The organism is Arsenicicoccus sp. UBA7492 (genome assembly GCF_002479615.1).
Classification (GTDB): Bacteria; Actinomycetota; Actinomycetes; order Actinomycetales; family Dermatophilaceae; genus Arsenicicoccus; species Arsenicicoccus bolidensis.
Genome location: NZ_DLOE01000036.1, coordinates 126075 through 149225 on the forward strand (window position 1 = coordinate 126075; position 23151 = coordinate 149225).

Sequence of the window (23151 nt, forward strand, 5' to 3'; positions counted from 1 at the left end):
GGTCGGGGCGCCGCGGGTCAGTGCTGCTGCTGGGCGAACAGCACGTCGTAGCCGTCGCGCAGCTGCTCCCAGCCGTAGCGGCGGGCCGCCTCGGCACCCACGGGGCGGGTCACGTCGTGGCCGGCGGCCCGGGCCTCGAGGCCGGACAGGCACAGGTGCCACCCCGCGGCGAGGGAGCTGGCCTGGGTGGGGTCCTCGAGCACCTGGCGCAGGGTGAGCCGCGAGCCCTTGTCGTGCGGGGCGATGCTCCACCGCAGCTCGTCGCTGCCCCAGCGGTGCACCAGCTCACGCGTCGGCTCGGCGATCAGCACCTCGGCGTCGACGGGCTCGTCGTCGGCGTTCTCGCGGGAGGTGGCCGCACCGACGGTGTCGAGGGGGCGGTCGCCGACGACGGGGGACCAGGTGGCGGCGAGCCCGGGGTCGGTGATGAGGGCCCAGGTCTCCTCGGGGGTGCTGGGGAGCTCGTGCACCATGGTCAGCACGGCTTCGCCCTGCGTGGTCGCGAACGTCGCGTCGACGGTGCGGGACTCGACATAGCTGGTCAGCAGATCGTTCACCGGGGGCTCCTCGTGGCTCGTGCGGGTCTGGACCCATTGTGCCGTCCGGCGAGTCGAGTGGTGCACCGTGCCCGCGCGTGCGCGCCGTGGACCATCCGTGTGGGATGGACCACGAAGGTCCTGGGCACCACCCGGGGCCGGGCACACTGGTGCCAGCACCTCTACCGATCGGTAAGGAAGGCACGTCATGGGCAAGTACGACATCAGCACGACGACCATCGGGGACCTGCTCAAGGACCCCCAGGCCGTCGAGATCTTCGACAAGCACGCCCCCGGGCTGACGTCGCACCCGATGATCGGGATGGCCAAGGGCATGAAGGCCGAGAAGGCCATGAAGATGGCCTCCGGCAAGATCCCGCAGTCGCGGCTCGACGCGATCGTCAGCGAGATCTCCGCGCTCTAGCCGAGCCCGCTGCGGACGCCGACACCGACGCCGACGCCGTGGGCGGCTCCTCGTCCGTCATACGGCCGGGTTGTCGTGACAACCTGGCCGTATGACGTCGCCCGGTGTGCGCGCGCGGAGCCCGCGCCACGTGGCCGCCACGGCCTGGTCGCGGGTCTGGCCCGGCGGCCCCACCCGCTGGCGCGACGTGCCGCGCCGGCTGCGCCCGACCGTCATGCAGGTCGGTCGCCTCACGGTCGCCGGGGTGCTGGCCTACCTGCTCACGGTCGCCCTCACCGACGGCGCCATCGACCTGACCGGCGCCCTGACCGCCATCCTCGTCTGCCAGGCCTCGACGCTGTCGTCGGTGCGCATGGGGGCGGTCCGGGTGGGGGCGGTGCTGACGGGCGTGCTCGTCGCCGTCACCGTGTCGAGCATGGTGGGGCTGACCTGGTGGTCCCTCGCCATCGCGATCGGCTCGTCGCTGACCCTCGCCAAGGTCTTCCGCCTCGGCGACCAGGCCCTGGAGACACCGATCTCCGCGATGCTCATCCTCTCGGCGGGCGGGCAGGAGCTCGCCGTCGAGACGCGGGTGATCACGACCTTCATCGGCGCCTTCGTCGGGGTCGGCATCAACCTGTTCTTTCCCCCGACGATCCCCACGCGCGCTGCCACCTCGTCGGTGCGCTGGGTGGCGCTGGAGCTGGCCGAGGCGGTGGACCGCGTGGCGGACAGCCTCGCGACGACCCCGCTCGTGCGCCAGGACTGCGAGCAGTGGCTGGACGAGGTCCGTGGCCTGAGCACCCGGGTGGCCCGGGCGACCACGCTCGTCCAGCAGGTCAAGGACGCCCGCCGCCTCAACCCACGGGCCCTCGCGTCGGTGAGCGCCGAGCCACCGCTGCGCACCGGCCTGGACCGGCTCGAGCAGTGCCAGCTCGCGGTCCGGAGCCTGCTCCTGCTCATGGTCGAGAGCGCGCCGCCCGACGGCGAGGACGACGGCTACAGCGAGGAGGTGCGCGTCGCGTTCAGCGTCGTCCTGTCCGACGTGGCCGACTGCCTGCGGGCCTTCGGCGACCTGGTGGCCTCGGAGGCGGGCGCCGAGATCGGCGACGTCGAGGAGCAGCTCGAGCAGACCCTCGAGACGCTGGGCGAGACCCGCGCGGTGCTCACCGAGCTCATGCTGGTGGACCCGCACTCCGAGACGGGGCAGTGGATGCTGCGGGGGTCCACGCTCGCGGCCGTCCAGCAGGTCCTCAACCTCCTCGCGGTCGACGTGCGCCGCCGGGAGCGCCAGCACTGGGAGTCGACGGCCCGGGTGGCGGTCCCGATCGCGCCCCTGCTGCGCGACGCCCTGCCAGACTGGCGCAACCAGCGTCACCCGTGATCATCAGAGGAGGTCCCATGCCCACGCCTTTCGAACGCCCGGAGTCCCCGCTGCCCGGCTGGTGCGCCGACCTGCTCGACCGCCCGGACGCGCTGCACCGGGTGACCGGTCGGGTGTGGTCGACCACCCCCGGGCTCAGCGCTCGTTCGGCACCCCGCGATCGCGGTGCCGAGGGGTATGACGCCCTCGCGGCCTCGCGCGGGTACCTCCGCACCGCCTGGGGCCTGGACCCGGTGGACCAGCGCTCCTTCGCCCGCTCCGCCCTCGCGTCGCGTCGCGGACCGTTGGTGGACGTCGCCTGCGGGGGACTGGCCCTCACCGCCGACCTGTACGCCCGGTCCCGGCGGCCGCTCCTGCTCGTCGACCGCTCGTTGGCGGTGCTGCTGCGGGCCGAGGAACGGCTGGCCCGACGCGGCGAGGTGGTGCTGGTGCAGTCCGACCTTGACGCCCTGCCGCTGCGCGATCGCGCGGCCGACACCGTTGCGTGCCTCGGCGTCGTGCACCTCGTCCCCGACGCGGAGGCGCTGGTCACGCGGCTGGCGGGCTGGGTCCGGCCGGGCGGCACCCTCTACCTGTCCAGCCTCACGCGGGGGCGCCCGGGCAGCGATCTGCTGCTCGACGCCATGCACCGCGCCGGCGAGCTCGCGCCGCCCCGGACGCCGGCCGAGGTGGTGCGGTCCGTGCCGCTGACCGACCCGCGCGTCGTGCAGCGCGGCGCGATGACCTACGTCGACGGAGTGGTCGCCTGACGGGACCGGGCGTCTCGGGAGGCGAAACGGCGACGTGGTCGCTAGCGTCGGATCCATGTCCCCTCCCTCCGACGACGAGCGCCGCCGTCGGGAGCGCCGTGCGCGGGAGCGGTCGCGGCGCGGGCACCCGGTGGGTCGCGAGCTGCCCGGCGCCGCGGTGCCCCCGGTCGTGGCTCGCCTGGGCGAGGTCGTCCGCGCCGGCACCCACCTGGACGTGCTGCTCGAGGTCTCCGCGCTGCTCGACGAGGTCGAGCGCGACGGACCCGAGCTCGACTCGCGCTGGCTGGTGTCCGCCCTGGTCGAGCACGAGAACGTCGTCACCACCACCGCGCTCGCGATCCTGGCCCGCCTGCTCGGCGACGAGATCCTGCAGGCGCGGGTGCGACGAGAGCTGCGGCTGCGCGAGGACCCGGTGCCGGGCTGGCTCACCGACCTGGACCGGTTCGTCCACCTGAGCGGCCGGACCGACCGCACCATGATGATGGAGCTCAGCGAGCCGCTGGCCCTGCGCCCCATCGCCCACCTGCACGCGCGCCTCGACCCCACCGACGGGCGGGTGCTCGACGGCCGGGTGGTGCCGTCCGGGCCCCTGTCGTCCTGGCCCGACTGCGGCCCGCTGCTGCGGTGGGCCGTGCGGGTCGCGCCGACCGTCGCCCCGACCTAGGGTGGGCGTCGGCCGGGCGCTCGCGGCGACCTGTCGTGCGGGCGGCCCCCGGCATACGGCCTCTCCCGCCGTCGCCCACCCTCCCGACCGGAAGGCTCCACGATGCCCACCTCCCTGACCGAGACCCTGCTCGCACCCTCCCGTCGTGACACCGTCGTCGACACCCTCGTGGGCGTCATCGACGCCGAGGTGGCGGGCAAGCGCGGCGTCGGCGGCGCGATCATCAAGACGGCCTACGGCGCGGTCAAGAAGGTCAACGACGGCGTCGTCCGGCGTGCGGTCAACGGCATGCTGCCGGACGCCGCCGCGTCGCTGCAGCCGCTGTGGGACGCCCGCGGCGACCAGACCTTCGGCGCCTACCTGACCTCCCACGGGGACCAGGCCGCCGACGCCCTGCTGTCGGTCAGCGACACCCGCGCCGCCAACCCGCGGCACGCCGCGATCGCCACGATCTACAACGGCGTCCGCCCCAAGGCCAAGCAGCACGTCGTCGAGGCGCTGCCGCGGCTGGGGACGGCGATCGAGACCCTCGCGTCATGACAGCCGGTGACGCGTCGTTAGACTCCTGGTCAACGTCGCGTCATCACCGCTTGGAGGCTCCATGCCCGGCAGCAGCGTGGAGCCCACCGAGGTCTTCGCCCGGCTCAACACCCTGATCCACGGCCGCCCCGAGGCGCAGGCCGTCTACCAGACCGTCGTCGCCGCGGCCGTCGAGCTCGTCGACGGCTGCGACCACGCCTCGATGATGCTGGTCGACCGGGCCGGGCGGTTCTACAGCGCCGCCGCGACCGACGACGTCGCCCTCGCCGTGGACGACCTGGAGCTGGCCGTCGACGACGGGCCGTGCGTCGACGCGATCGTGGAGGAGTCCTTCCAGCACGACCCCAACCTCGTGGACGGCTCGCAGTGGCCCGAGCTGGCCCGCCGCGTGGTCGCCGAGACCACCGTGCGCGGCCTCATCGGCTATCGCATCCTGCTCGACGGTGAGAAGGTCGGGGCGCTCAACCTGTTCTCCGACACCGCCGACGCGTTCACGACGACCTCGGTGGACCAGGCGGCCGTCCTGGCGTCGTTCGCCTCCGTCGCCGTCATGACGGTGCGGGCGCAGAACGACAGCGCCAACCTCGAGCGGGCCCTCGGCACCTCGCGCGAGATCGGCAAGGCGGTCGGTCTGCTCATGGCCGCCCACAAGGTCGACGACGACGAGGCCTTCGAGCTGCTGCGCAAGACCAGCCAGGACCTCAACATCAAGCTGGCCACGCTGGCCGAGGAGGTCGTGCAGGGGCAGCGCGTGCAGTACGTCGCCAACAAGCACCCCCAGCCGTAGCAGGCCGCCGGTCGGCGAACGCCCGAGTGCTGGACACCGCCTGTCCACCTCGTGGCGGGCGGTCTAGGGTGCAGGCACATCCATCACGACCGGCTGAGGGACAGGCCCGACGACGCCGGGGCAACCGCCCGAGGGGGACACCCCGAGGGTCAGGTGCCAAGTCCTGCGGGGGCCTCGCGGCCCACCGGCAGATGGGTCGATACGCCGGCGCGTCCGGCATACCGCTCCCTCATGGTCGACCGCAGGACTGGGCCCGCTCAGACTGCGAAAGGCGACACCATGACCGAGCTCTCCCGCCTCACCCGCGCGATCCGCACCGGACTCGAGACCGACCCGGCCCACGGCGCGGTCGTCCCCCCGATCTACCTCTCGAGCAACTACACGTTCGAGGAGCTCGGGACCCCTCGCCGCTACGACTACACGCGCAGCGGCAACCCCACGCGTGACCTGCTCGGCGACGCGCTCGCCACGCTCGAGGGCGGTGCCGGGGGCGTCGTCACCACCACCGGCATGGGCGCGATCACCGTCGTCGTGTCCGCGCTGCTGTCGCCCGGCCAGACCGTCGTCATCCCGCACGACTGCTACGGCGGGACCTGGCGGCTGTTCGACTCGCTGTCGCGCAAGGGTGCGTTCGAGGTCGTGACCGTGGACTACACCGACCCGGCGCAGGTCGAGGCGGCTCTGCGCGCCGACAAGGCCCCGACGGTCGTGTGGATCGAGACCCCGTCCAACCCGCTGCTGCGCATCACCGACGTCCGCGCCGTGGCGTCGGCCGCGCACGAGGTCGGCGCGACGGTGGTCGCGGACAACACCTTCCTGTCCCCGCTGCTGTGCCGCCCGATCGAGCTGGGCTGCGACGTCGTGCTGCACTCCACCACCAAGTACGTCAACGGCCACTCCGACGTCGTCGGCGGCGCCGTCGTCGGGGCGACCGAGGAGCTGCACGAGCAGCTGGCCTGGTGGGCCAACGTCCTCGGCCTGACCGGCAGCCCCTTCGACAGCTATCTGACCCTGCGCGGCCTGCGCACGCTGCACACCCGCATGAAGGCCCACGAGGAGAACGCCCGCGCCGTCGCCGAGCTGATCGCCGAGCACCCCGCCGTGTCGCGCGCGCTCTATCCCGGCCTGGCGTCGCACCCCGGCCACGAGCTCGCGACCTCGCAGCAGGACGGGTATGGCGCGATCGTGTCGCTGGAGCTCGCCGGCGGAGAGGCGCAGGTGCGGGCCTTCCTCGACGGGCTGCAGTGCTTCTCGCTGGCCGAGTCGCTCGGCGGCGTCGAGTCGCTGGTCGTGCACCCCTCGACGATGACGCACGCGTCGATGACGCCGGAGGCGCGCGAGGTGGCCGGCATCGGCGACCAGCTGCTGCGCCTGTCGATCGGCATCGAGGCGACCGAGGACCTGGTGGCGGACGTGCGCGCCGGCCTGGACCGCGCCCTCGCCACCTCCTGACCTACCGCCGGTAGAGGCATCGACCGGCCTTCGTTCGCCAGGCTGATGACTCGGCCGCCGGTAGAGGCATCGACCGGCCTTCGTTCGCCAGGCTGATGGACCTACCTGAGGTAGGCATATCCGCCTGGGTTGGTCCGGCGGCCTGAGCGAGTCCATCAGCGCCTGACGGAGCCCGTATGCCGTGGCCCGGCGACCCGCGTGGTCGCCGGGCCGCGCCGTGCGCCGGCGCGGCGTGCGAGCGGGCGGGCGACATGCGGCCAGGGCGCCCGGCACAGGCGGGGACCGACGACCTAGGCTGGGAGACAAGCAGATCTGCCCCAGCACCTTGAACGTCAGGAGCCCCCATGCGTCGCCCCACCGCATCCGTCGCCGTCGTCGCTGCCCTCGGCTGCCTGCTCGCCGCCTGCGGGTCGAGCGAGGGCGGCGCGACGAGCACGACCGCCACCACCAGCACGGCAGCCGGCGACGCCCACGCCGGTCACGGCTCAAGCTCGTCGGCCTCGGGCAGCTCGAGCGCCCCCGCATCGACGGGCGCCACCTCCGGGGCGACGCCGATGCAGGGCCGGGCGGGCGACGTGATGTTTGCGCAGATGATGATCCCGCACCACGCCCAGGCGCTCGACCTGTCGGAGATGGCTCTCGCCGGTCACGGTGCGTCGGCCACGGTGCAGGACCTCGCCCGACGGATCCAGGCGGCCCAGCAGCCCGAGATCGACCAGATGACAGCCATGCTCAAGGGCTGGGGAGCCCCGGTCTCGGCGGGCGACCACGCGATGCCCATGGAGGGCATGGTCAGCGAGGGCGACCTCAAGGCGCTGTCGGGGATGCAGGGCCCGGCCTTCGACGCAGCCTGGGTCAAGGCCATGATCGGCCACCACGAGGGCGCGGTGATCATGGCCGAGGACGTCCTCTCGACCACGCAGGACCCCGCGGTCAAGAAGCTCGCGCAGGCCATCATCACGGGCCAGCGCAAGGAGATCGCCGAGATGCAGGCGATGCCGACCCCCTGATCCCGGTGACGGGGCTCGGCGACGCTCGTGCGTGTCGAATGCCAGCGATCACCCGTGTGGCCCCGTTGGTGGTCACGGTGCGTCGAGGCCGTCTCGACTGAACGGCTGCACCTGCGCCAACCTCTCCTGCCTGGTCGAGCGGCTGCCTATGGTTGCCGCATGTGCCGCAACATCCGCGTCCTGCACAACGTCGACCCGTCGACGACGCAGGAGGAGATCGAGGCCGCCGCCCTGCAGTACGTCCGCAAGGTGGCCGGCTCCCCCAAGCCGTCCAAGGCCAACGAGGACGCCTATGCCCGCGCGGTCGAGCAGATCACGGCCGCCACCTCGACGCTGCTCGACGAGCTCGTCACCACGGCCCCGCCGCGCAGCCGCGAGGAGATGGCCGAGCGCGCCCGCGCCCGCAACGTCGCCCGCTTCGGCTGACCTACCTCAGGTCGTCACATCCGCCCGACTTCGCACGCCAGGTCGATGTGACTACCTCAGGAAGATCCGGCCGGAGGCCGGTCAGACGTTGGCGGGCAGCTGCGTGCCCGCACCACGACGGCGGGGGCTGACGACAGGGGCGTCGAAGGCCGCCGCCGCCGAGAAGCCTGACGGGGCGGCGGGCGCGCCGCCCTCCCCGGACGACTGCCGGCCTTGCGCCTGCTGGCTCGCGGCCGGCTCGTCCGCCGCGTGTCCGCCACAGCCGGATCCCGCGGATCCGCAACCCCCGCAACCGGATCCGCCGGCGTGACCGCCACACCCGCTGGGGGCGGCCGGCTCGGCATACGAGCTCACGTCGATCGCGTCGAGCCGCTCGGCCCAGTCGTCCGGCGCCCCCTCGGGCACGAACCCGTTGTCCCGCAGCATCTCCAGGTCCGAGCGGCCGGGCGCGCCCTCGCTGGTGAGGTAGTCGCCGAGGAAGATCGAGTTCGCCACGTGCAGCCCCATCGGCTGCATGGTCCGCAGGTGCACCTCGCGCCCGGCCGCCATCCGGATCTCCGTCGCCGGGTTGACGAAGCGGATCATCGCCAGGAGCTTGAGGCAGCGCTGGGGGCTGATCATCCCGTGGCCGGCCATCGGCGTGCCCTCGAACGGCAGCAGGAAGTTGACCGGGATCGAGTCCGCGCCCACGTCGCGGAGGGCGAAGGCCAGGTCGACGAGGTCCTCGTCGGTCTCGTCCATGCCCGCGATGAAGCCGGAGCAGGCAGACAGCTCGGCGAGGTGCGCCTGCCGGACCGTGTCGACGCGGTCGCCGTAGGTGTGGGTGGAGCAGATCTGGTCGTACTTGCTCTCCGCGGTGTTGAGGTTGTGGTTGTAGGCGTCGACGCCGGCGGCCTTGAGCCGGTCGCCCTGGTTGCCCTTGAGGAAGCCGAGGCAGGCGCACACCTCGACGGCCGGGTCGGCGTCCTTGATGGCCTCGACGATGCCGGTGACCTTGTCGATGTCGCGGTCGGAGGGGCCGCGGCCGCTCGCGACGAGGCACACCCGCGCGGCGCCGCCGGCGATGCCTGCGGTGGCGGCCTCGACGGCCTTGTCCTTGCTCAGCCAGGAGTACTTGAGCACGTCCGCCTCGGAGCCGCGGGCCTGGCTGCAGTAGGAGCAGTCCTCCGGGCAGAGGCCGGACTTGAGGTTGACCAGGTAGTTCATCTTGACCCGGTTGCCGAAGAACGCGCGCCGCACCTGGCCTGCCGTGGCCACCAGGTCGAGGACGGCCGAGTCGGGCAGGGCGAGCACCGCCAGCGCCTCCTCGCGGGTGCACGGGTTGCCGGCGCAGCCGCGCGTCGCCATCGCCTGCAGGTCCATGGGGTTCTCCTCGTCGAGCGGTCAGCGGCGTCATGAACGCCGTTCAATGAACGCTGTTCATGTTAACTAGGGGGTGGTGGTCGCTCAACGTGAGGGGCCCTCGTGTGGCCGGGCTCTCGTCCCGGCCCCACCCCCGCGCTCGGTCAGGAGGAGAGCCCGTATGGCGCTCACGCGGCAGGCCGTCCTCGACGAGGCGATCCGCACGCTCGACGCGTACGGCTTCGCCGACCTGTCCATGCGCAAGCTCGCCGGTGCGCTCGAGGTGCAGCCGTCGGCGCTCTACTGGCACTTCGCCAACAAGCAGTCGCTGCTCGCCGCCATCGCCGAGTCGATGCTGGGCCAGGTGGCGGCGCCGGACCCCCGGCTCGACTGGGACGGGCAGGTGCGGTCGTGGGCCCACGGCCTGCGCGCGGCCCTCTCCTCCCACCGCGACGGGGCCGAGCTGGTCGCGTCGGTCCTTTCGATGCGTGCCGAGGGCGTGGACCCCACGCGCGGGCTGGTGGCGATCCTGCACCGGGCGGGGCTGCGCGCGCCTGATGCCCGGGCCGCCGCGGCCGGCGTGCTGCACTTCGTCATGGGGCACGCGGTCGACGAGCAGGGCCACGCCCAGATGCAGGCCTTCGGCGTCGCCTCGGCCGGCCCCGGCGTGGCGCCGGACGACCCGGACCAGCGGTTCGCCTACGGCCTGGAGCTGCTCGTCGACGGGATCCGCTCGCGCCTGACCTGACCCACTCCGTCATACGTGCCAGCATCGGAGCCATGGATCGAGACCGTGAGGCCGCCCTCCGCCGCCGCTATCTGAGCCTCGGGGTGGGGGAGCTCGTCGCCGCCGGGGTGTTCCTGGTGGCCGCGCTCCAGATGGCGCTGCCACGGCTGACCCCCACGGAGGCCCGGGCCCTCTGGGGAGGGCTGGCCCCGCTGCTGATCGTCCTCGTCGAGGCCGGCGCCTACTGGCTGGCGGCGCGGACCTGGACGCCGCACTCGACGATGCCACGCGCGATGGCAGGCGCCTATCAGGCCCTGCGCGTGCTGAACCCGACCCTGCTCGCCGCCGGCCTCGTCGTCATCGCCCTCCACTGGCCGTCGAGGCCGGGGGCCGCCGTGCTCGTCGTCGGGGTGTGGGCGTTCGCCGTCGTGGAGCACGTCAACTACTTCGTGGTGCGGCTCTCCTACCCGGCCACCGAGTGGTTCGGCGCCGTCACGCGGTGGCGCACTCCTCGGCTCGTGCAGGACGTCCGCGAGGCCCGGGCTCGGGATTGACGCGTCAGCGGTGGTGCCGACGCAGGCGTGCCAGCGCGGCGAGGACGGTGGCGGCAGCACGTGCACAGTCGTTCGGGGGGCGAGCCCGGCGAGATGTGGCGGGACGTCATACGGCCGGTGCGAGCAGGTCGGAGGGTGCGCTCACCTCGCTGGGCGGCGGGCCTCGACCAGGTGGCGCGTCGAGTGGGCCACCGCCCGATCCGCAGTGCCTCATCGACCGGTCCAGCTCACGCAGCTCGTCCAGGTACCGATCGGCGGCGGAGTCCGGCACCCACCAGACGCACGTGCGCAGGATCCACACGACGGCGCCCACGTCGTAGAACTGCATCCGACACCGTGCCGTACGCAGCTGCTCGACGACGAGCCCGGCGTCCTCAGCCTCAGCAGCCTCGCGATGGGGGTCTCGACCCTGGCGCGCATCAGGCAGGAGCCGGAGGAAGCGCTCGGTCGTGTGGGCCGGGCGAGATGCGGCGAGGCGTCATGCGGCCCGGGCAGCCGCAGATGCCTGGACCGCACTTGATCACTCGTCGTCGTCTCCCGCCTGCCCGGTGACGCCGTCAGGCGAGGGAGTCTCGGATCACGCTCGTGATCCAGGGGATGTCGGTCTGAGCGGTGCGGCGGATGGTCTCGGGATCCACCAGGAGATATCCGTGGGCGATTCGATTGCGCATCCCCCACATCAGCGGCCAGCTTCCACCGAACAGCTGGTCGCGAACGGAGGGGTCTAGTCGGTTGAGGGTCTCGATGCCGGCCGACATCCGCATGGAGGCCGCATCAACCGCCATCTGGTCGTCGGCAGTGGCGTTGGCGTAGTCGACGGCGAGCGTGAAGTGGAAGAGGGCTTCCCTGAGCAGCTCGTCCGTCGACCTCACAGCGTGACCGCTTCGGCGAGGACCCGTTCGCGGATGTTGGGTCGGAGCGCGGACTCAGGCACGAGGTCGACGGGCATCCCGAGCAGCTCGGCGAGTCGGCCCTCGACGCGGCCCAGCTCCATGAGGCTCAACGTCCGACCTGCGGAGAAAACGAGGTCGACGTCGGAGGCCGGTCCGTCCTTGCCGGTGGCCACCGACCCGAACACGCGCACGCGGTTCCCCCCGGCCCCACCCACGATCTCGCGGACCCGGTCGGCGTTGGCTCGCAGGACCCGAGCCCTCGGGGACGTGCCGTGGAAGCGCAGCAGCCGTGAGACCTCCGGCTGGCTTCGACCGATCTGCCGGGCGATCTCCGTCTGGGTCATGCCTGCGGAGGCGGCCCGCCTCACGGCGCTCACGAGGTCGGCCCGCGCCTGGGCGGTGACCTCGTCGGTGTGACGCGCAACGTCGTGCAAGCTCATCCCCATGCGGGCATTATAGCAAGTGCTATTGGGCCGACGTCGCGGACCCCCGCCTCTCGCTGGAGGGGCCAGCGTCGACAGATCCGCCTGAGCTCGGCACATCGACCTGGGGTGCGAAGTCGGGCGGATGTGCCTGCCCGAGGTAGGTTCTGGGGATGGCGGAGCGCGTGCAGCAGGTCGTGGCGGTCATGGGTCGCGGGGTCGTCGACCGCGGCACGGGGCTCGCCAGCGGCGACGACCTCGGACTGACCAGGGGCGACGGCTGCTTCGACGCCACGCTCGTGCGCTGGGACGGCGAGGGCTGGCTGGTCCACGACCTCGACGAGCACCTCGAGCGGCTGCGGCGGTCGGCCGACGCGCTCGGCATCCCCCTCGCCGACGACGACGCGTGGATCGAGCTGGTCGGCGACGCCCTGCAGGTCTGGCAGGGCGCGGACGAGGCGGCCCTCAAGATGGTCCTGACCCGCGGCGACGAGCACGGCGACGGCACCCCGCTCGCCTTCCTGACCCTCACCGCCGTCGACGAGCGCATGCAGGCCCAGCGCGCCGGCATCAGCGTCGTGACCCTCCCGCGCGGCTACGCGAGCGACGGCTTCGAGGGCGCGCCGTGGCTCCTCGGCGGGGTCAAGCTCCTGTCGTATGCCGTCCACGTCTCCGCCAAGCGCGAGGCCTCCGCACGCGGGGCCGACGACCCGGTGTTCACGTCGAGCGACGGCTACGTCCTCGAGGCGCCGACCTCGGCCGTCGTCTGGCTGCGCGGCGGCGTGATCGCGACGACGCCGACCGGCGCGACCGGGATCCTCGACTCGATCAGCGCCCGCAAGATCCTCGGCGGCGCCGAGCAGCACGGCTGGCGCGCGGAGCGTCGCCTCGTGACCCCGGCGGAGCTCGCGGAGGCCGACGCGGTGTGGCTCGTCTCGTCGGTGCGCGGCGTGGCGCCGGTGACCGCGCTGGACGGTCGGGCTCTGCGCACGGACGACGAGGCGACGCGGACCGTCCGCGCCCTCAACGGTTTCTGAGGCAGGCGGCGGGCGTGCCGTCATACCGGATCGTCCTGGACGTCCTGGACGTGCTCCCGGGTCACGCGCCTCCCGAGGTGCTGCAGACCGCGGTCGCGACGGTGCGCGAGACCCACGTGGTCGAGGCGGACCAGCTCGACGTCGTCGGCGGGATGCCGCAGATCACGGTGAGGTTCACGATCGACGCGAGCAGCCGCGACGAGGAGGACCACGAGGCGCGCGTCGTGCGCGCCCGGATGGTGCACGCCGTCGCGCAGGTGGCCCGGTGCCGCAACGGCCGGGCGCTGCGCCGCGTCGGGGGACGCTGGGCCCTGATCCGCTGACCCACCGGCGCGCCCGGCCCAGCGCCGAGCCCGCCCCGCCGAGCCCGCCCCTCGAGGTCCGGCCTCTAGCCCCGGCCCCCGCGCCGCCGCTCCAGCCACGGCCCGAACTCCCGCGACAGCGCCTCGCTCCAGGTGGGGATCTCCACGCCCTCCTCCTCGCGCCACCGCCGCCGGGCCAGGGCGCGCGAGCGATAGAGACCCACCAGCCCGATCGCAAAGACCGGCAGCTGCACCGCCATCGCCAGGCGGAAGCCCTCGAGCGTGTAGCGCCCGCCCGACGACGTCGCGTCCAGCACCAGGCCGATCCCGAGGATCGCCAGCAGCGCGCCGGTGAAGGCGCCCATGATCACGACGCCCGTCGCGGCCCCGAGGCGGTGCGAGGGGTTGAAGGTCCGCGCGAAGTCGAACCCGATCGACGACCCCGGACCGCCCGTCGCCAGGCCGACGACGAGCACGACGAGCAGCCACATCGGGGCGTGACCGGGCCACAGCAGCACGGCCACCCACGGCACGACGTTGCAGGCGGTGACCATCAGCGCGAGGTTGGAGCGGCGCAGCGGATGGCGCTGGGTCAGCAGCCCGAGGACGGGGCCGATGCCGAGGCCCAGCACGACGAAGAGCGTGAGCAGCGCGGAGGCGGTCTGCGGCGAGAGACCCTCGCCCTGCACGAGATAGGGGACGCCCCACATCATCGCGAAGACCATCGGCGCGAACCCCGTCACCCAGTGCGTCCACAGACCGAGCCGCGTGCCGGGATGCCGCAGCACGGCGCTGACCTGGCGCAGGATCGGCGGTCGCTCCACGGGCGCGGCGGTGGCGGCGCCGGGTGGGGCGTCGCGCAGCAGGGTCGCCGCCAGCAGGCAGGACGCGGCGGCGATCGCGGCGGCCGTGCCGAACGCCACGGTCCACCCGGGCCCGTGCAGCAGAGCCGACAGGGGGATGGCCGCGAGCACCTGCCCGGCCTGGCCGAGCAGGCCCGTGAGCTGGGTGAACAACGGCACCTGACCCGGGGGGAACCACGCCGGGACGAGCCGTATGACGCTGCCGAAGGTCATCGCGTCGCCGGCGCCGACGAGGACGCGGGCCGCCATACCGGTCGGGACGTCGTCGGCCGTGGCCATCAGGATCTGGCCCACCGCCATGAGGGCCGCGCCGATCGTGACCATCCGCCGCGTCCCGAACCGGTCCAGCGCGATCCCCACCGGCACCTGCAGCCCGGCATAGACCAGCAGCTGCAGCACGACGAACGACGCCACGATGCCCGCGGGCGCGTGAAAGCGGTTGGCCGCGTCGATCCCCGCGACGCCCAAGGAGGTTCGCTGCAGCACGGCCGCGGTGTAGGCAATGACCCCGACGACCCAGACGATCCACCCTCGCGTGCTCACGGGTCCAGTCTCGCCTACGGTCGAAGGCATGACGGACATCCCCGACACCACCGACAGCCGCTCGATGCGCGAGCGCCGCGACGCCGGCGACCCCTATCGCGTGGACGAGGAGCTCGGCGCCGCCATGGAGCGGGCCCAGGCCACCATGCGGCGCGCCAACGCGTGCGAGGACGCCGACGAGCGCCGCCGCCTGCTCGAGGAGCTCCTCGGGTCGTATGCCGAGACCGCCCACCTGCGCGCCCCCGTCTACGTCGACTACGGGGACAACCTGCACGTCGGCGAGGGGACGTTCGCCAACTACGGCCTGATGGCGCTCGACGTGGCAGAGATCCGGATCGGCGCCCAGGTGCAGATGGGACCCAACGTCCAGCTCCTGACGCCGACCCACCCCGTCGAGCCGGGTCCCCGCCGCGAGGGCTGGGAGGGCGCGCGCCCCATCACGATCGAGGACAACGTCTGGATCGGGGGCGGCGCGATCGTCCTCGCCGGGGTCACGGTGGGTCGCGACTCGATCGTCGGCGCGGGCGCGGTGGTCACCAAGGACGTGCCCCGCGGCGTCGTCGTCGTGGGCAACCCGGCCCGCGTCGTCCGCGAGCTCTGACCCGACGGGTCACGTGGAACGTTCAAAGATCGCGGTTGCGCACCCAAGATGCCCCGACGGGTCACTTCGGGGCGAGAGGAATGGCGGAGCACGCGCCGGGTGACGGTGTGGCATCCGTTCGGCGGCGCGCCACCGTCATGCGGCCTCGATGGTGCACGCTAGGCGACGAACTGCAGGCGTCTGGTCATGGATCCCTGCACGCACCCGACGAGAGGCCACGGCACGACGATGGACGCACCACCGACGGACGACCCCGGGACGCCCGGGACGACGGCCGACCCCGCCACCACCGACGCGGGTGACCGCGCCGGAGCCAGCAAGGTCACCAAGCGCCAGGCCCGGGACGACGCGCACGAGGCAAGCCTGCGGCGCGGCGCCCAGATCGCCGACCAGCGCGCGCAGGAGTGGACCCGCCCCGGCGGCATACCCCGGATGCTGGTGATCCTCCTCGGCCTTGCCGCCGCCTGGATCGGCATCCAGGGGATGACGGCCAACAAGGACCTCATCGCGCCGGTCTTCTTCGCGATCAACCTGATGATCGCGGCCTACCCGCTCAAGGGGTGGCTGACGCGCAAGGGCGTGCCCGAGTGGATCGGCTCGATCCTGGCGGGGCTGGTCGTGTTCGCGGTCATCATCGCGTTCTTCTCCGCGCTGGGCTGGTCGATCGCCTCGCTCGTGGCCGAGATCCCGCAGTACAACAGCAAGTTCGAGCAGCTCTACACCCAGTCGCTGGACCAGCTGAGCAGGTTCGGCCTCAGCGAGTCCACGCTGCTCGACCAGCTCAAGGGCATCAACCCGCAGAGCATCATGGGCTATGTCACGACCGTGCTGACCGGTCTGCAGAGCTTCACCGGCCTGCTGGCCGTCATCCTCACCGTCCTGTTCTTCCTGATGATGGACGCGACGGGCTGGGGCAAGCGCATGGACCTCGGGCGCCGGCACCACCCCCGCATCGTCGAGGCGCTCGACGCGTTCGGCGGCGGCGTGCGTCGCTACTGGATCGTGTCGACGGTCTTCGGCCTGATCGTGGCGGCGCTCGACTGGGCCGCGCTGCTCGTGCTCGGCGTCCCGCTGGCCGCGGTGTGGGCCGTGCTGAGCTTCCTCACCAACTACATCCCCAACATCGGCTTCGTCATCGGCCTGATCCCGCCGGCGCTGATGGCGCTGCTGGCCAAGGGCCCCATGACGGCGCTGTGGGTGGTCGTGGCCTATTGCGGGCTCAACTTCGTCGTGCAGTCGATCATCCAGCCGAAGTTCGCCGGCGACGCCGTCGGCGTGACCCCCACGCTGTCTTTCCTGTCGCTGCTGTTCTGGGCGTCCGTGCTCGGGCCGATGGGCGCGATCCTGGCCCTCCCGATGACGCTGCTGATCAAGGCCGTGCTGATCGACTCGGACCCGCAGGCGCGCTGGGCCAATGCCTTCATCGCGGCGAACCCGGCGACCGCCGAGTCGGGGATGGTCAAGGACACGGTCGATCCGGAGAACGAGGACGACGACGCCGTCGCCTGACCCGCCCCCGGCAGAGGCATCAGCCGGGCCTCGTTCAGCAGGCTGATGATCCGCAGGCCGGTCGATCTGTCCGAGCCGATGGACCACGCGCCACTTTGTAGATACGTAGTACCCTCCTCGTGGAGGTGGTTTCATGACTATCGTGAACGCGCGGACGTTCAACCATTCGCCGTCCAAGGTCAAGGCGATGGCCAAGGAGGGTCCGGTCTTCGTGACCGACCGGGGCAACCCGACCCTTGTCGTCCTCAGCATCGACGAGTACGAGCGGTTGTCCGGGGCCGGTAGCGTCCTCGACTCGCTGCGCATGGACGTCGAGGTGGACTTCGAGCCGGTGATCAGCCGGACCCTGGGCGAGGTCCCAGCGCTGTGAGCTTCCTGCTCGACACGAACGTCGTCAGCGAGCTCCGCAAGCCTTCTGCTGACGCCGGCGTCGTGAGCTGGGCCGCCCAGCTGGCCAGGCGCGACGCATACCTGAGCGTGGTCACCATCCGCGAGATCGAGGCCGGCATCATCCTGGTCGAACGACGCGACGAGCGTCAGGGGGCAGTCCTGCGGTCATGGCTCGAGGAGCGGGTCCTCGTGCAGTATGCCGACCGCCTGCTTCCCGCGGACCTGGCGGTCGCCCGGCGTGCGGCGGCTCTGCACGTCCCAGATCCTCGGCCCGAGCGGGATGCGTTGATCGCGGCCACCGCGCTCGTGCACGGGCTGGTGGTCGTCACCCGCAACGTGAGCGACTTCGCCCCCACCGGCGTGGAGGTCCTCGACCCGTGGGGTGCGGCCACCTGAACCAGCGAGTCAGCGCCTGCGCCACGTGCGCCCACTCACGGGCCAGGGGGATGCGCTCCGAGGGTCGACCCGGTGGAGGGCCGGGGCCAGGCGTGGTCAGGCCAGGCGTGGTCAGGCTAGGCGTGGCCGGGGCGGACGAGGCGCAGGGCCAGCGTGGTGAAGTGGTCGGCCACGGCCTGCGCCGTCCACGACCCGTCGTCACTCCACCAGCGGGCCACGTCAACGCCCAGCGAGATGAGGGCGGTCACCGTCATCCGGGGCTGGTCGGTCTCGAACTCCCCGGACGCCACCCCCGCCTCCACCACGGACCGGAAGACGTCGGTGATCTGGCGGCGCAGGTCCCCGACCTCGGCCAGGTGCTCCGGCGTCAGCGCGTCCAGCTCGTAGTTCACGATCCGCGAGACCGTGTGCCGCTCGGCGTGCGTCAGGACCCAGGCGTGCACGAGCGCCCGCAGCTGCTCGGTGGGGGTCTCGCCTGTCGCCACGGCCTCTTGCGCCAGCCGCAGTACCTCGGCGTGCCCCTCCAGCGAGAGGGCGTGCAGCAGCGACTCCTTGCTGGCGTGGTGGACGTAGACGGCGGCCGGGCTCATGCCGGCGGCCGCGGCGATGTCGCGGGTCGTGGTCGCGTGGAAGCCCTTGTCGGCGAAGGACTGCAGCGCGGCGGCCTTGATGCGGTGACGCGCGTCGCGGGTCGGGCCGGGCGGCATACGGATCACCCCTCTCACCTCTTGACCCGGGCCTGGGTCATGGGTGATTCTCTAGCGAGACCATGAACTAAGCAAGCGCTTAGTCACACTTGCCGGCAACGCGACGACCGCACGGTCACCAGGAGGAGACGCGATGAAGCGCACCATCTACGACGAGGACCACGAGGCCTTCCGACAGTCCGTCAAGGAGTTCGTGGACCGGACCCTCGCGCCCCGGGCGGAGGAGATGATCCGGGACCACGTCATCGCCCGAGACATCTGGGAGGAGGCCGGGGCCCAGGGCTTCTTCGGCCTCAGCATCCCGGAGGAGTATGGCGGCGCCGGCATCGACGACTACCGCTTCAACGCCGTCTTCGCCGAGGAGATCGGCAGGTTCACCAACGCCGCTGGCTCGTGCTTCGGCATCCACGCCGACATCACCGCCCCCTATCTCGTGCACCTCGGCACCGAGGAGCAGAAGCAGCGGTGGCTGCCCGACGTCGCCGCCGGCAAGAAGATCATGGCCATCGGGATGACCGAGCCCTCCGGCGGCTCCGACCTGGCAGCGCTGAAGTCCACCGCCGTCCGCGACGGCGACGACTGGGTCATCAACGGCTCCAAGACCTTCATCACCAACGGCCACCAGTGCGACCTCGCCGTCGTCGCCGTCCGCACCGACCCCACCAAGGGTGCCAAGGGCATCTCGTTGTTCGTCCTCGAGGCCGGCATGGAGGGCTTCACCAAGGGCAACAAGCTCGACAAGGTCGGCCAGGAGGAGTCCGACACCTCCGAGCTGTTCTTCGAGAACGTCCGCGTCAGCAACGACCACCTCCTCGGGCCCGAGGGGATGGGCTTCATCGAGATGATGAAGCACCTGCCGCAGGAGCGCCTCGGTGCCGCCGTCGGCAACCTCGCCAACGCCCGCCAGATCCTCGCTGAGACGATCCAGTACACCAAGGACCGCAAGGCCTTCGGCCAGCCCATCGGCACCTTCCAGCACAACAAGTTCAAGATCGCCGAGATGGTCACCAAGTGCGAGGTCACCCAGGCCTTCATCGACCAGTGCGTGATCGCGCACTCCGAGGGCACCCTCACCGCCGTGGACGCGGCCAAGGCCAAGTGGTGGGCGAGCGAGGTGCAGTGCGCCGTCCTCGACGAGTGCGTCCAGCTCCACGGAGGCTACGGCTACATGAACGAGTATCGCGTCGCCCGCGCCTGGCGCGACGCCCGCGTCCACAAGATCTGGGCGGGGAGCAACGAGATCATGAAGGAGCTCATCGGGCGGGACCTGGGCCTCTGAGCCTGGCTCTGCACCAGCCTGTATGACGTCCTGGCGTCGCCGGGGTGCGGGCGGGCGGCCTTCCACTCGCCGGTCGTCCCTCGCGGCTCCCGCCAGACCCGCCTGTCCGCCCACCCGCACCCCGGCTCCACCCTCAGCACCCACCCTCTCTACTACGCAGCAGACGACGAAGGAGTCAGGTAGTGAACAGGTTCGACGGCAAGGTCGGGATCGTCACGGGGGCGTCCCGGGGGATCGGGCTGGCCATCGCGCGGCGGCTCGTCGCCGAGGGCGCCAAGGTCGTGATCACGGCCCGCAAGCCCGAGGCGCTCGCCGCCGCGGTGGAGACCATGGGCGGTGAGGAGCACTGCATCGCGGTCGCGGGCAACGCCGGTGACCCCGCCCACCAGGACGAGGCGATCCGGACGGCCGTCGAGCGGTTCGGGGGCCTGGACCTGCTGGTCAACAACACGGGGATCAACCCGGCCTACGGGCCGCTGATGGAGATCGACCTCGACGTCGCGCGCAAGATCCTCGACACCAACGTCGTGGCGGCGCTCTCCTGGGTGCAGAAGGCCTATGCCGTGCGGATGCGCGAGCACGGCGGCTCCGTCGTCAACGTCGGCTCGGTCGCGGGCCTGCGGGCGGCGCCGGGGATCGCGTTCTACGGCGCGAGCAAGGCAGCGCTGCTGCACCTGACCGAGGAGCTCGCCGTCGAGCTCGGGCCCGCCATCAGGGTCAACGCGGTCGCGCCCGCCGTGGTCAAGACCAGGTTCGCCGTCGCGCTCTACGAGGGGCGCGAGGAGAAGGCGTCGCGCGGCTACGCCCTCAAGCGGCTCGGCGAGCCCGAGGACGTCGCGGGGGCCGTGGCCTACCTGCTGTCCGACGACGCCGCGTGGACGACCGGGCACACGATGGTCCTCGACGGCGGCGCCACGCTCATCGACGGCTCGGCGATCGGCGGCTGACCGCGATGGAGGCGTTGCGCGACAAGGGAGTCGTGGTGACCGGAGCGGCCGGGGGCATCGGCCGCGCCATCGCCGAGGCCTGCCTCGCAGCCGGGGCACGCGTGGTCGTCAACGACCTCGACGCCGAGCGGCTGCTGGCGACCGCGACGGAGCTCGGCGCGTATGCCGTGCCCGCCGACGTCTCGACCAACGACGGCATCGCGGCGCTGATCGAGCTCTCGACCGCCCACCTCGGCCGCATCGACGTCTGGGTCGGCAACGCCGGCATCCAGGGCGGCCGCGGTCTGGAGACGCCCGACGAGACCTGGCAGCTCGCCCACGACATCAACGTCATGGCGCACGTGCGGGCGGCGCGCCTGCTTATGCCGACGTGGCTCGAGAGCGGGGGCGGCCGGTTCGTCGTGACCGCCTCTGCCGCAGGGCTGCTCACGATGATCGGTGCGGCGCCCTACTCCGTCACCAAGCACGCTGCGGTGGCCTTCGCCGAGTGGTTGGCTGCGACATACGGCCATCGCGGGATCGACGTGCACTGCCTGTGCCCGCAGGGCGTCGACACCGCCATCTATCGCAGCGCGGGCCACGTGCAGGGGCTGCTCGCCGCGGACGGTCTGCTCACGCCGGCCGAGGTCGCGGCCACGCTGCTCGAGGCGATCGAGCAGGGCCGCCACCAGGTCCTGCCCCACCCCCGCGTCCGGGAGTATGCCGTCGCCCGGGCCACCGACACCGACGCGTGGGTGCGCGGGATGCAGCGCCTGCAGCGCCGGTATGACGCCCCGCCCCGATCCACCGAGGAGAACGCATGAAGGCCTGGACCGTCGCCACCCTCGGCGAGCCCCGTGACGTGCTCGAGCTGAGCGAGCGTCCCTCACCCGAGCCCGGCCCCGGGCAGGTGCACGTGCGCGTGCGGGCGACCGCCGCGAACTTCCCCGACGTGCTCATGATCAAGGGCCTCTACCAGGTCAAGCCGCCGCTCCCGTTCGTGCCCGGCGTCGAGGTCTGCGGCGACGTCATCGCGGTCGGCGCGGGCGTGCAGCACGTCCGGCCGGGGCAGCGCGTCGCCGGCATGGCCGCCGTCCCGCACGGCGGGTTCGCCGAGGAGGCCTTGCTCGACGCGACCGCGACCATGCCCGTGCCCGACGGCATCTCGGACGAGGCGGCCGCGGCGCTGACCATCGCCTACCAGACCGGGTGGTTCGGCCTGCACCGTCGCGCCCACCTGCAGGAGGGGGAGTGGCTGCTCGTCCACGCCGCCGCGGGCGGGGTCGGCAGCGCCGCCGTGCAGCTCGGCAAGGCCGCGGGCGCCCGGGTCATCGGCGTCGTCGGTGGGCCGGACAAGGTCGAGGTCGCCCGCCGGCTCGGCTGCGACGCCGTCATCGACCGCCGCGACGAGGACGTCGCCGCGCGCGTCAAGGAGATCACCGAGGGGCACGGCGCGGACGTCGTCTACGACCCCGTGGGCGGCGCGGCCTACCAGCAGTCGACCAAGTGCATCGCGTTCGAGGGCCGCATCGTCGTGGTCGGGTTCGCCTCCGGCGACATCCCCGCGCCGGCGCTCAACCACGCGCTGGTCAAGAACTACTCGATCCTCGGGCTGCACTGGGGCCTCTACGCCACCAAGGACCCCCGCTCGCTGCTCGCCTGCCACCAGGAGCTGGCCCGCCTGCTCGCCGCCGGGGCCATCGCCCCGCTGGTCAGCGAGCGCGTCCCGCTGGAGGACCTGCCCGACGCCCTGTCCCGCCTCGGCGCGGGCGACACCACTGGACGGGTCGTCCTGACCCCCTGAGACTGGCGGTGAGCACGGTGGCCCCCGGCCCCGCGAGCGCCGCACCCGCACGGCCCGACATACGACCACTCGACGAGGAGTCCCCATGACCGCTCAGCCCGACCAGACCAGCACCCAGCGCACCGCCATCGTGACCGGTGCCGCCCGCGGCATCGGTGCCGCGGTCGCCCGCCGGCTCGCCTCCGACGGCATGGCCGTCGCCGTCCTCGACCTCGACGAGGCCGCCTGCCAGGGCGTGGTCGACGAGATCACCGGCGCCGGTGGCCACGCGCTCGCCGTGGGCGTCGACGTGTCCGACGAGGCCGCCGTCACCGCCGCCGTGGAGCGCGTCGCCGCCGAGCTCGGCGCCCCGACCGTGCTGGTCAACAACGCGGGCATCATCCGCGACAACATGCTCTTCAAGATGAGCGTCGACGACTGGGACTCCGTCATGGGCGTGCACCTGCGCGGCTCGTTCCTGATGACGCGCGCGGCGCAGCGCTACATGACGGAGGCGAGGTACGGCCGCATCGTCAACCTGTCCTCCACCTCAGCGCTCGGCAACCGCGGCCAGGCCAACTACGCCGCCGCCAAGGCCGGCATGCAGGGCTTCACCAAGACGCTGGCGCTCGAGCTCGGCAAGTTCGGCGTGACCGCCAACGCCATCGCCCCCGGCTTCATCGCCACCGACATGACCAAGGCCCTGGCCGAGCGCATGGGCATCACCTTCGAGCAGTTCCTCGAGGGCGCCGCCAAGGAGATCCCCGTGGCCCGCGTCGGCCAGCCCGAGGACATCGCTGCCACCGCGTCGTGGCTGTGTGCCGAGGAGTCGGGGTTCGTGAGCGGCCAGGTGATCTACGTGGCCGGCGGGCCACGCGACTGATCGACCCCGCGAGGACACGAGCGAGGAACGAGCAACGGGAGAGG

General features: G+C 72.2%; 28 protein-coding genes and 1 riboswitch. Of the genes, 22 read left to right on the forward strand and 6 right to left on the reverse strand.

Features of this window, described 5'->3' with window-relative positions; all coding sequences use genetic code 11:
- Positions 1-17: 17 nt before the first annotated feature.
- The gene (locus B4E97_RS10470) at positions 18-557 is read right to left on the reverse strand and encodes an SRPBCC domain-containing protein (RefSeq protein WP_051274050.1); all 540 of its coding nucleotides are present in this window, start codon (positions 555-557) and stop codon (positions 18-20) included.
- A 187-nt stretch (positions 558-744) separates the two neighbouring features.
- Between B4E97_RS10470 and B4E97_RS10475 the strand changes: the two genes are divergently transcribed.
- The 9 genes from B4E97_RS10475 (at position 745) to B4E97_RS10515 (ending at position 7951) form a co-directional block, all read left to right on the forward strand.
- A complete protein-coding gene (locus B4E97_RS10475) occupies positions 745-960 on the forward strand; it encodes a hypothetical protein (protein WP_019286717.1) in 216 nt (71 codons plus the stop codon).
- 91 nt (positions 961-1051) lie between these two features.
- The gene (locus B4E97_RS10480) at positions 1052-2323 is read left to right on the forward strand and encodes an FUSC family protein (RefSeq protein WP_239264484.1); all 1272 of its coding nucleotides are present in this window, start codon (positions 1052-1054) and stop codon (positions 2321-2323) included.
- Positions 2324-2340: 17 nt separating this feature from the next.
- Positions 2341-3072 carry a class I SAM-dependent methyltransferase gene (locus tag B4E97_RS10485; RefSeq protein ID WP_239264486.1) on the forward strand — a complete coding sequence of 244 codons (732 nt, stop codon included), beginning with the start codon at positions 2341-2343 and terminating at the stop codon, positions 3070-3072.
- A gap of 55 nt (positions 3073-3127) precedes the next feature.
- Positions 3128-3736 carry a hypothetical protein gene (locus B4E97_RS10490; protein ID WP_286959803.1) on the forward strand — a complete coding sequence of 203 codons (609 nt, stop codon included), beginning with the start codon at positions 3128-3130 and terminating at the stop codon, positions 3734-3736.
- Positions 3737-3838: 102 nt separating this feature from the next.
- Entirely contained in the window at positions 3839-4276 is a 438-nt protein-coding gene (locus B4E97_RS10495; RefSeq protein WP_019286713.1) for a DUF6918 family protein, read from the forward strand.
- Positions 4277-4337: 61 nt separating this feature from the next.
- Positions 4338-5063, forward strand: a complete 726-nt coding sequence (locus B4E97_RS10500) for a GAF and ANTAR domain-containing protein (protein ID WP_286959804.1) — start codon at positions 4338-4340, stop codon at positions 5061-5063.
- Positions 5064-5140: 77 nt separating this feature from the next.
- Positions 5141-5261: riboswitch (SAM riboswitch) on the forward strand.
- An 81-nt stretch (positions 5262-5342) separates the two neighbouring features.
- Positions 5343-6515, forward strand: coding sequence for a cystathionine gamma-synthase (metB, locus tag B4E97_RS10505; protein WP_286959805.1), 1173 nt, complete (start codon positions 5343-5345; stop codon positions 6513-6515).
- A 344-nt stretch (positions 6516-6859) separates the two neighbouring features.
- Complete coding sequence (locus B4E97_RS10510; protein ID WP_286959806.1) at positions 6860-7525, forward strand: DUF305 domain-containing protein; 666 nt, start codon at positions 6860-6862, stop codon at positions 7523-7525.
- Between the two features lie 159 nt (positions 7526-7684).
- Positions 7685-7951, forward strand: a complete 267-nt coding sequence (locus tag B4E97_RS10515; protein WP_286959807.1) for a DUF2277 domain-containing protein — start codon at positions 7685-7687, stop codon at positions 7949-7951.
- 81 nt (positions 7952-8032) lie between these two features.
- On the opposite strand, the gene bioB is transcribed toward B4E97_RS10515, so the two are convergent.
- A complete protein-coding gene (bioB, locus tag B4E97_RS10520) occupies positions 8033-9313 on the reverse strand; it encodes a biotin synthase BioB (RefSeq protein ID WP_286959808.1) in 1281 nt (426 codons plus the stop codon).
- Positions 9314-9473: 160 nt separating this feature from the next.
- Between bioB and B4E97_RS10525 the strand changes: the two genes are divergently transcribed.
- Both B4E97_RS10525 and B4E97_RS10530 read left to right on the forward strand, forming a co-directional pair.
- The gene (locus tag B4E97_RS10525) at positions 9474-10040 is read left to right on the forward strand and encodes a TetR/AcrR family transcriptional regulator C-terminal domain-containing protein (protein ID WP_019286707.1); all 567 of its coding nucleotides are present in this window, start codon (positions 9474-9476) and stop codon (positions 10038-10040) included.
- A 32-nt stretch (positions 10041-10072) separates the two neighbouring features.
- The gene (locus B4E97_RS10530; protein ID WP_029212295.1) at positions 10073-10573 is read left to right on the forward strand and encodes a hypothetical protein; all 501 of its coding nucleotides are present in this window, start codon (positions 10073-10075) and stop codon (positions 10571-10573) included.
- A gap of 557 nt (positions 10574-11130) precedes the next feature.
- Here B4E97_RS10530 and B4E97_RS10535 read toward each other — a convergent pair.
- Complete coding sequence (locus B4E97_RS10535; protein ID WP_029212297.1) at positions 11131-11445, reverse strand: DUF86 domain-containing protein; 315 nt, start codon at positions 11443-11445, stop codon at positions 11131-11133.
- Positions 11442-11906 (reverse strand): nucleotidyltransferase domain-containing protein, encoded by a 465-nt coding sequence (locus B4E97_RS10540; protein WP_205621886.1) that lies wholly within the window; start codon positions 11904-11906, stop codon positions 11442-11444. Before B4E97_RS10540 ends, B4E97_RS10535 begins: the two co-directional genes overlap by 4 nt.
- 155 nt (positions 11907-12061) lie before the next feature.
- Here B4E97_RS10540 and B4E97_RS10545 point away from each other — a divergent pair, with 155 nt between their 5' ends.
- Both B4E97_RS10545 and B4E97_RS10550 read left to right on the forward strand, forming a co-directional pair.
- A complete protein-coding gene (locus B4E97_RS10545) occupies positions 12062-12925 on the forward strand; it encodes an aminodeoxychorismate lyase (protein WP_286959809.1) in 864 nt (287 codons plus the stop codon).
- Positions 12926-12939: 14 nt separating this feature from the next.
- Entirely contained in the window at positions 12940-13248 is a 309-nt protein-coding gene (locus B4E97_RS10550; protein WP_239264500.1) for a hypothetical protein, read from the forward strand.
- 65 nt (positions 13249-13313) lie between these two features.
- On the opposite strand, the gene B4E97_RS10555 is transcribed toward B4E97_RS10550, so the two are convergent.
- A complete protein-coding gene (locus B4E97_RS10555; RefSeq protein ID WP_239261814.1) occupies positions 13314-14633 on the reverse strand; it encodes an MFS transporter in 1320 nt (439 codons plus the stop codon).
- Positions 14634-14661: 28 nt separating this feature from the next.
- Between B4E97_RS10555 and B4E97_RS10560 the strand changes: the two genes are divergently transcribed.
- From B4E97_RS10560 to B4E97_RS10575, 4 genes are all read left to right on the forward strand, one after another.
- Positions 14662-15234, forward strand: a complete 573-nt coding sequence (locus B4E97_RS10560; RefSeq protein WP_286959810.1) for a sugar O-acetyltransferase — start codon at positions 14662-14664, stop codon at positions 15232-15234.
- 228 nt (positions 15235-15462) lie between these two features.
- Positions 15463-16743: an AI-2E family transporter gene (locus B4E97_RS10565; protein ID WP_286959811.1), complete on the forward strand. Its 1281-nt coding sequence runs from the start codon at positions 15463-15465 to the stop codon at positions 16741-16743.
- A 133-nt stretch (positions 16744-16876) separates the two neighbouring features.
- Positions 16877-17113 (forward strand): type II toxin-antitoxin system Phd/YefM family antitoxin, encoded by a 237-nt coding sequence (locus B4E97_RS10570; RefSeq protein ID WP_286959812.1) that lies wholly within the window; start codon positions 16877-16879, stop codon positions 17111-17113.
- A complete protein-coding gene (locus B4E97_RS10575; protein ID WP_286959813.1) occupies positions 17110-17529 on the forward strand; it encodes a type II toxin-antitoxin system VapC family toxin in 420 nt (139 codons plus the stop codon). The genes B4E97_RS10570 and B4E97_RS10575 overlap by 4 nt, the downstream gene beginning before the upstream one ends.
- A 116-nt stretch (positions 17530-17645) precedes the next feature.
- Here the strand turns inward: B4E97_RS10575 and B4E97_RS10580 are convergent, their stop codons facing one another.
- Positions 17646-18236: a TetR/AcrR family transcriptional regulator gene (locus B4E97_RS10580; protein WP_286959814.1), complete on the reverse strand. Its 591-nt coding sequence runs from the start codon at positions 18234-18236 to the stop codon at positions 17646-17648.
- A gap of 133 nt (positions 18237-18369) precedes the next feature.
- Here B4E97_RS10580 and B4E97_RS10585 point away from each other — a divergent pair, with 133 nt between their 5' ends.
- From B4E97_RS10585 to fabG, 5 genes are all read left to right on the forward strand, one after another.
- Positions 18370-19515, forward strand: coding sequence for an acyl-CoA dehydrogenase family protein (locus B4E97_RS10585; protein WP_029212305.1), 1146 nt, complete (start codon positions 18370-18372; stop codon positions 19513-19515).
- A gap of 182 nt (positions 19516-19697) precedes the next feature.
- Entirely contained in the window at positions 19698-20462 is a 765-nt protein-coding gene (locus B4E97_RS10590; RefSeq protein WP_029212306.1) for an SDR family oxidoreductase, read from the forward strand.
- Between the two features lie 5 nt (positions 20463-20467).
- Positions 20468-21265 (forward strand): SDR family oxidoreductase, encoded by a 798-nt coding sequence (locus B4E97_RS10595; RefSeq protein WP_286959816.1) that lies wholly within the window; start codon positions 20468-20470, stop codon positions 21263-21265.
- Entirely contained in the window at positions 21262-22245 is a 984-nt protein-coding gene (locus B4E97_RS10600; protein ID WP_286959817.1) for an NADPH:quinone oxidoreductase family protein, read from the forward strand. The genes B4E97_RS10595 and B4E97_RS10600 overlap by 4 nt, the downstream gene beginning before the upstream one ends.
- Before the next feature lie 85 nt (positions 22246-22330).
- Entirely contained in the window at positions 22331-23107 is a 777-nt protein-coding gene (gene fabG / locus B4E97_RS10605; protein ID WP_286959819.1) for a 3-oxoacyl-ACP reductase FabG, read from the forward strand.
- Positions 23108-23151: the final 44 nt, after the last annotated feature.

Bases quoted from the DNA above. Each gene is read 5' to 3' on its own strand.
- B4E97_RS10515 (WP_286959807.1), top strand. From the start codon at position 7,685: ATGTGCCGCAACATCCGCGTCCTGCACAACGTCGACCCGTCGACGACG.
- B4E97_RS10570 (WP_286959812.1), top strand. From the start codon at position 16,877: ATGACTATCGTGAACGCGCGGACGTTCAACCATTCGCCGTCCAAGGTC.
- B4E97_RS10540 (WP_205621886.1), bottom strand. From the start codon at position 11,906: ATGAGCTTGCACGACGTTGCGCGTCACACCGACGAGGTCACCGCCCAG.
- B4E97_RS10585 (WP_029212305.1), top strand. From the start codon at position 18,370: ATGAAGCGCACCATCTACGACGAGGACCACGAGGCCTTCCGACAGTCC.
- B4E97_RS10495 (WP_019286713.1), top strand. From the start codon at position 3,839: ATGCCCACCTCCCTGACCGAGACCCTGCTCGCACCCTCCCGTCGTGAC.
- metB (WP_286959805.1), top strand. From the start codon at position 5,343: ATGACCGAGCTCTCCCGCCTCACCCGCGCGATCCGCACCGGACTCGAG.
- B4E97_RS10600 (WP_286959817.1), top strand. From the start codon at position 21,262: ATGAAGGCCTGGACCGTCGCCACCCTCGGCGAGCCCCGTGACGTGCTC.
- B4E97_RS10595 (WP_286959816.1), top strand. From the start codon at position 20,468: ATGGAGGCGTTGCGCGACAAGGGAGTCGTGGTGACCGGAGCGGCCGGG.
- B4E97_RS10560 (WP_286959810.1), top strand. From the start codon at position 14,662: ATGACGGACATCCCCGACACCACCGACAGCCGCTCGATGCGCGAGCGC.
- B4E97_RS10565 (WP_286959811.1), top strand. From the start codon at position 15,463: ATGGACGCACCACCGACGGACGACCCCGGGACGCCCGGGACGACGGCC.
- B4E97_RS10475 (WP_019286717.1), top strand. From the start codon at position 745: ATGGGCAAGTACGACATCAGCACGACGACCATCGGGGACCTGCTCAAG.
- B4E97_RS10500 (WP_286959804.1), top strand. From the start codon at position 4,338: ATGCCCGGCAGCAGCGTGGAGCCCACCGAGGTCTTCGCCCGGCTCAAC.
- B4E97_RS10530 (WP_029212295.1), top strand. From the start codon at position 10,073: ATGGATCGAGACCGTGAGGCCGCCCTCCGCCGCCGCTATCTGAGCCTC.
- fabG (WP_286959819.1), top strand. From the start codon at position 22,331: ATGACCGCTCAGCCCGACCAGACCAGCACCCAGCGCACCGCCATCGTG.
- B4E97_RS10510 (WP_286959806.1), top strand. From the start codon at position 6,860: ATGCGTCGCCCCACCGCATCCGTCGCCGTCGTCGCTGCCCTCGGCTGC.
- bioB (WP_286959808.1), bottom strand. From the start codon at position 9,313: ATGGACCTGCAGGCGATGGCGACGCGCGGCTGCGCCGGCAACCCGTGC.
- B4E97_RS10525 (WP_019286707.1), top strand. From the start codon at position 9,474: ATGGCGCTCACGCGGCAGGCCGTCCTCGACGAGGCGATCCGCACGCTC.
- B4E97_RS10580 (WP_286959814.1), bottom strand. From the start codon at position 18,236: ATGCCGCCCGGCCCGACCCGCGACGCGCGTCACCGCATCAAGGCCGCC.
- B4E97_RS10545 (WP_286959809.1), top strand. From the start codon at position 12,062: ATGGCGGAGCGCGTGCAGCAGGTCGTGGCGGTCATGGGTCGCGGGGTC.
- B4E97_RS10480 (WP_239264484.1), top strand. From the start codon at position 1,052: ATGACGTCGCCCGGTGTGCGCGCGCGGAGCCCGCGCCACGTGGCCGCC.
- B4E97_RS10490 (WP_286959803.1), top strand. From the start codon at position 3,128: ATGTCCCCTCCCTCCGACGACGAGCGCCGCCGTCGGGAGCGCCGTGCG.
- B4E97_RS10485 (WP_239264486.1), top strand. From the start codon at position 2,341: ATGCCCACGCCTTTCGAACGCCCGGAGTCCCCGCTGCCCGGCTGGTGC.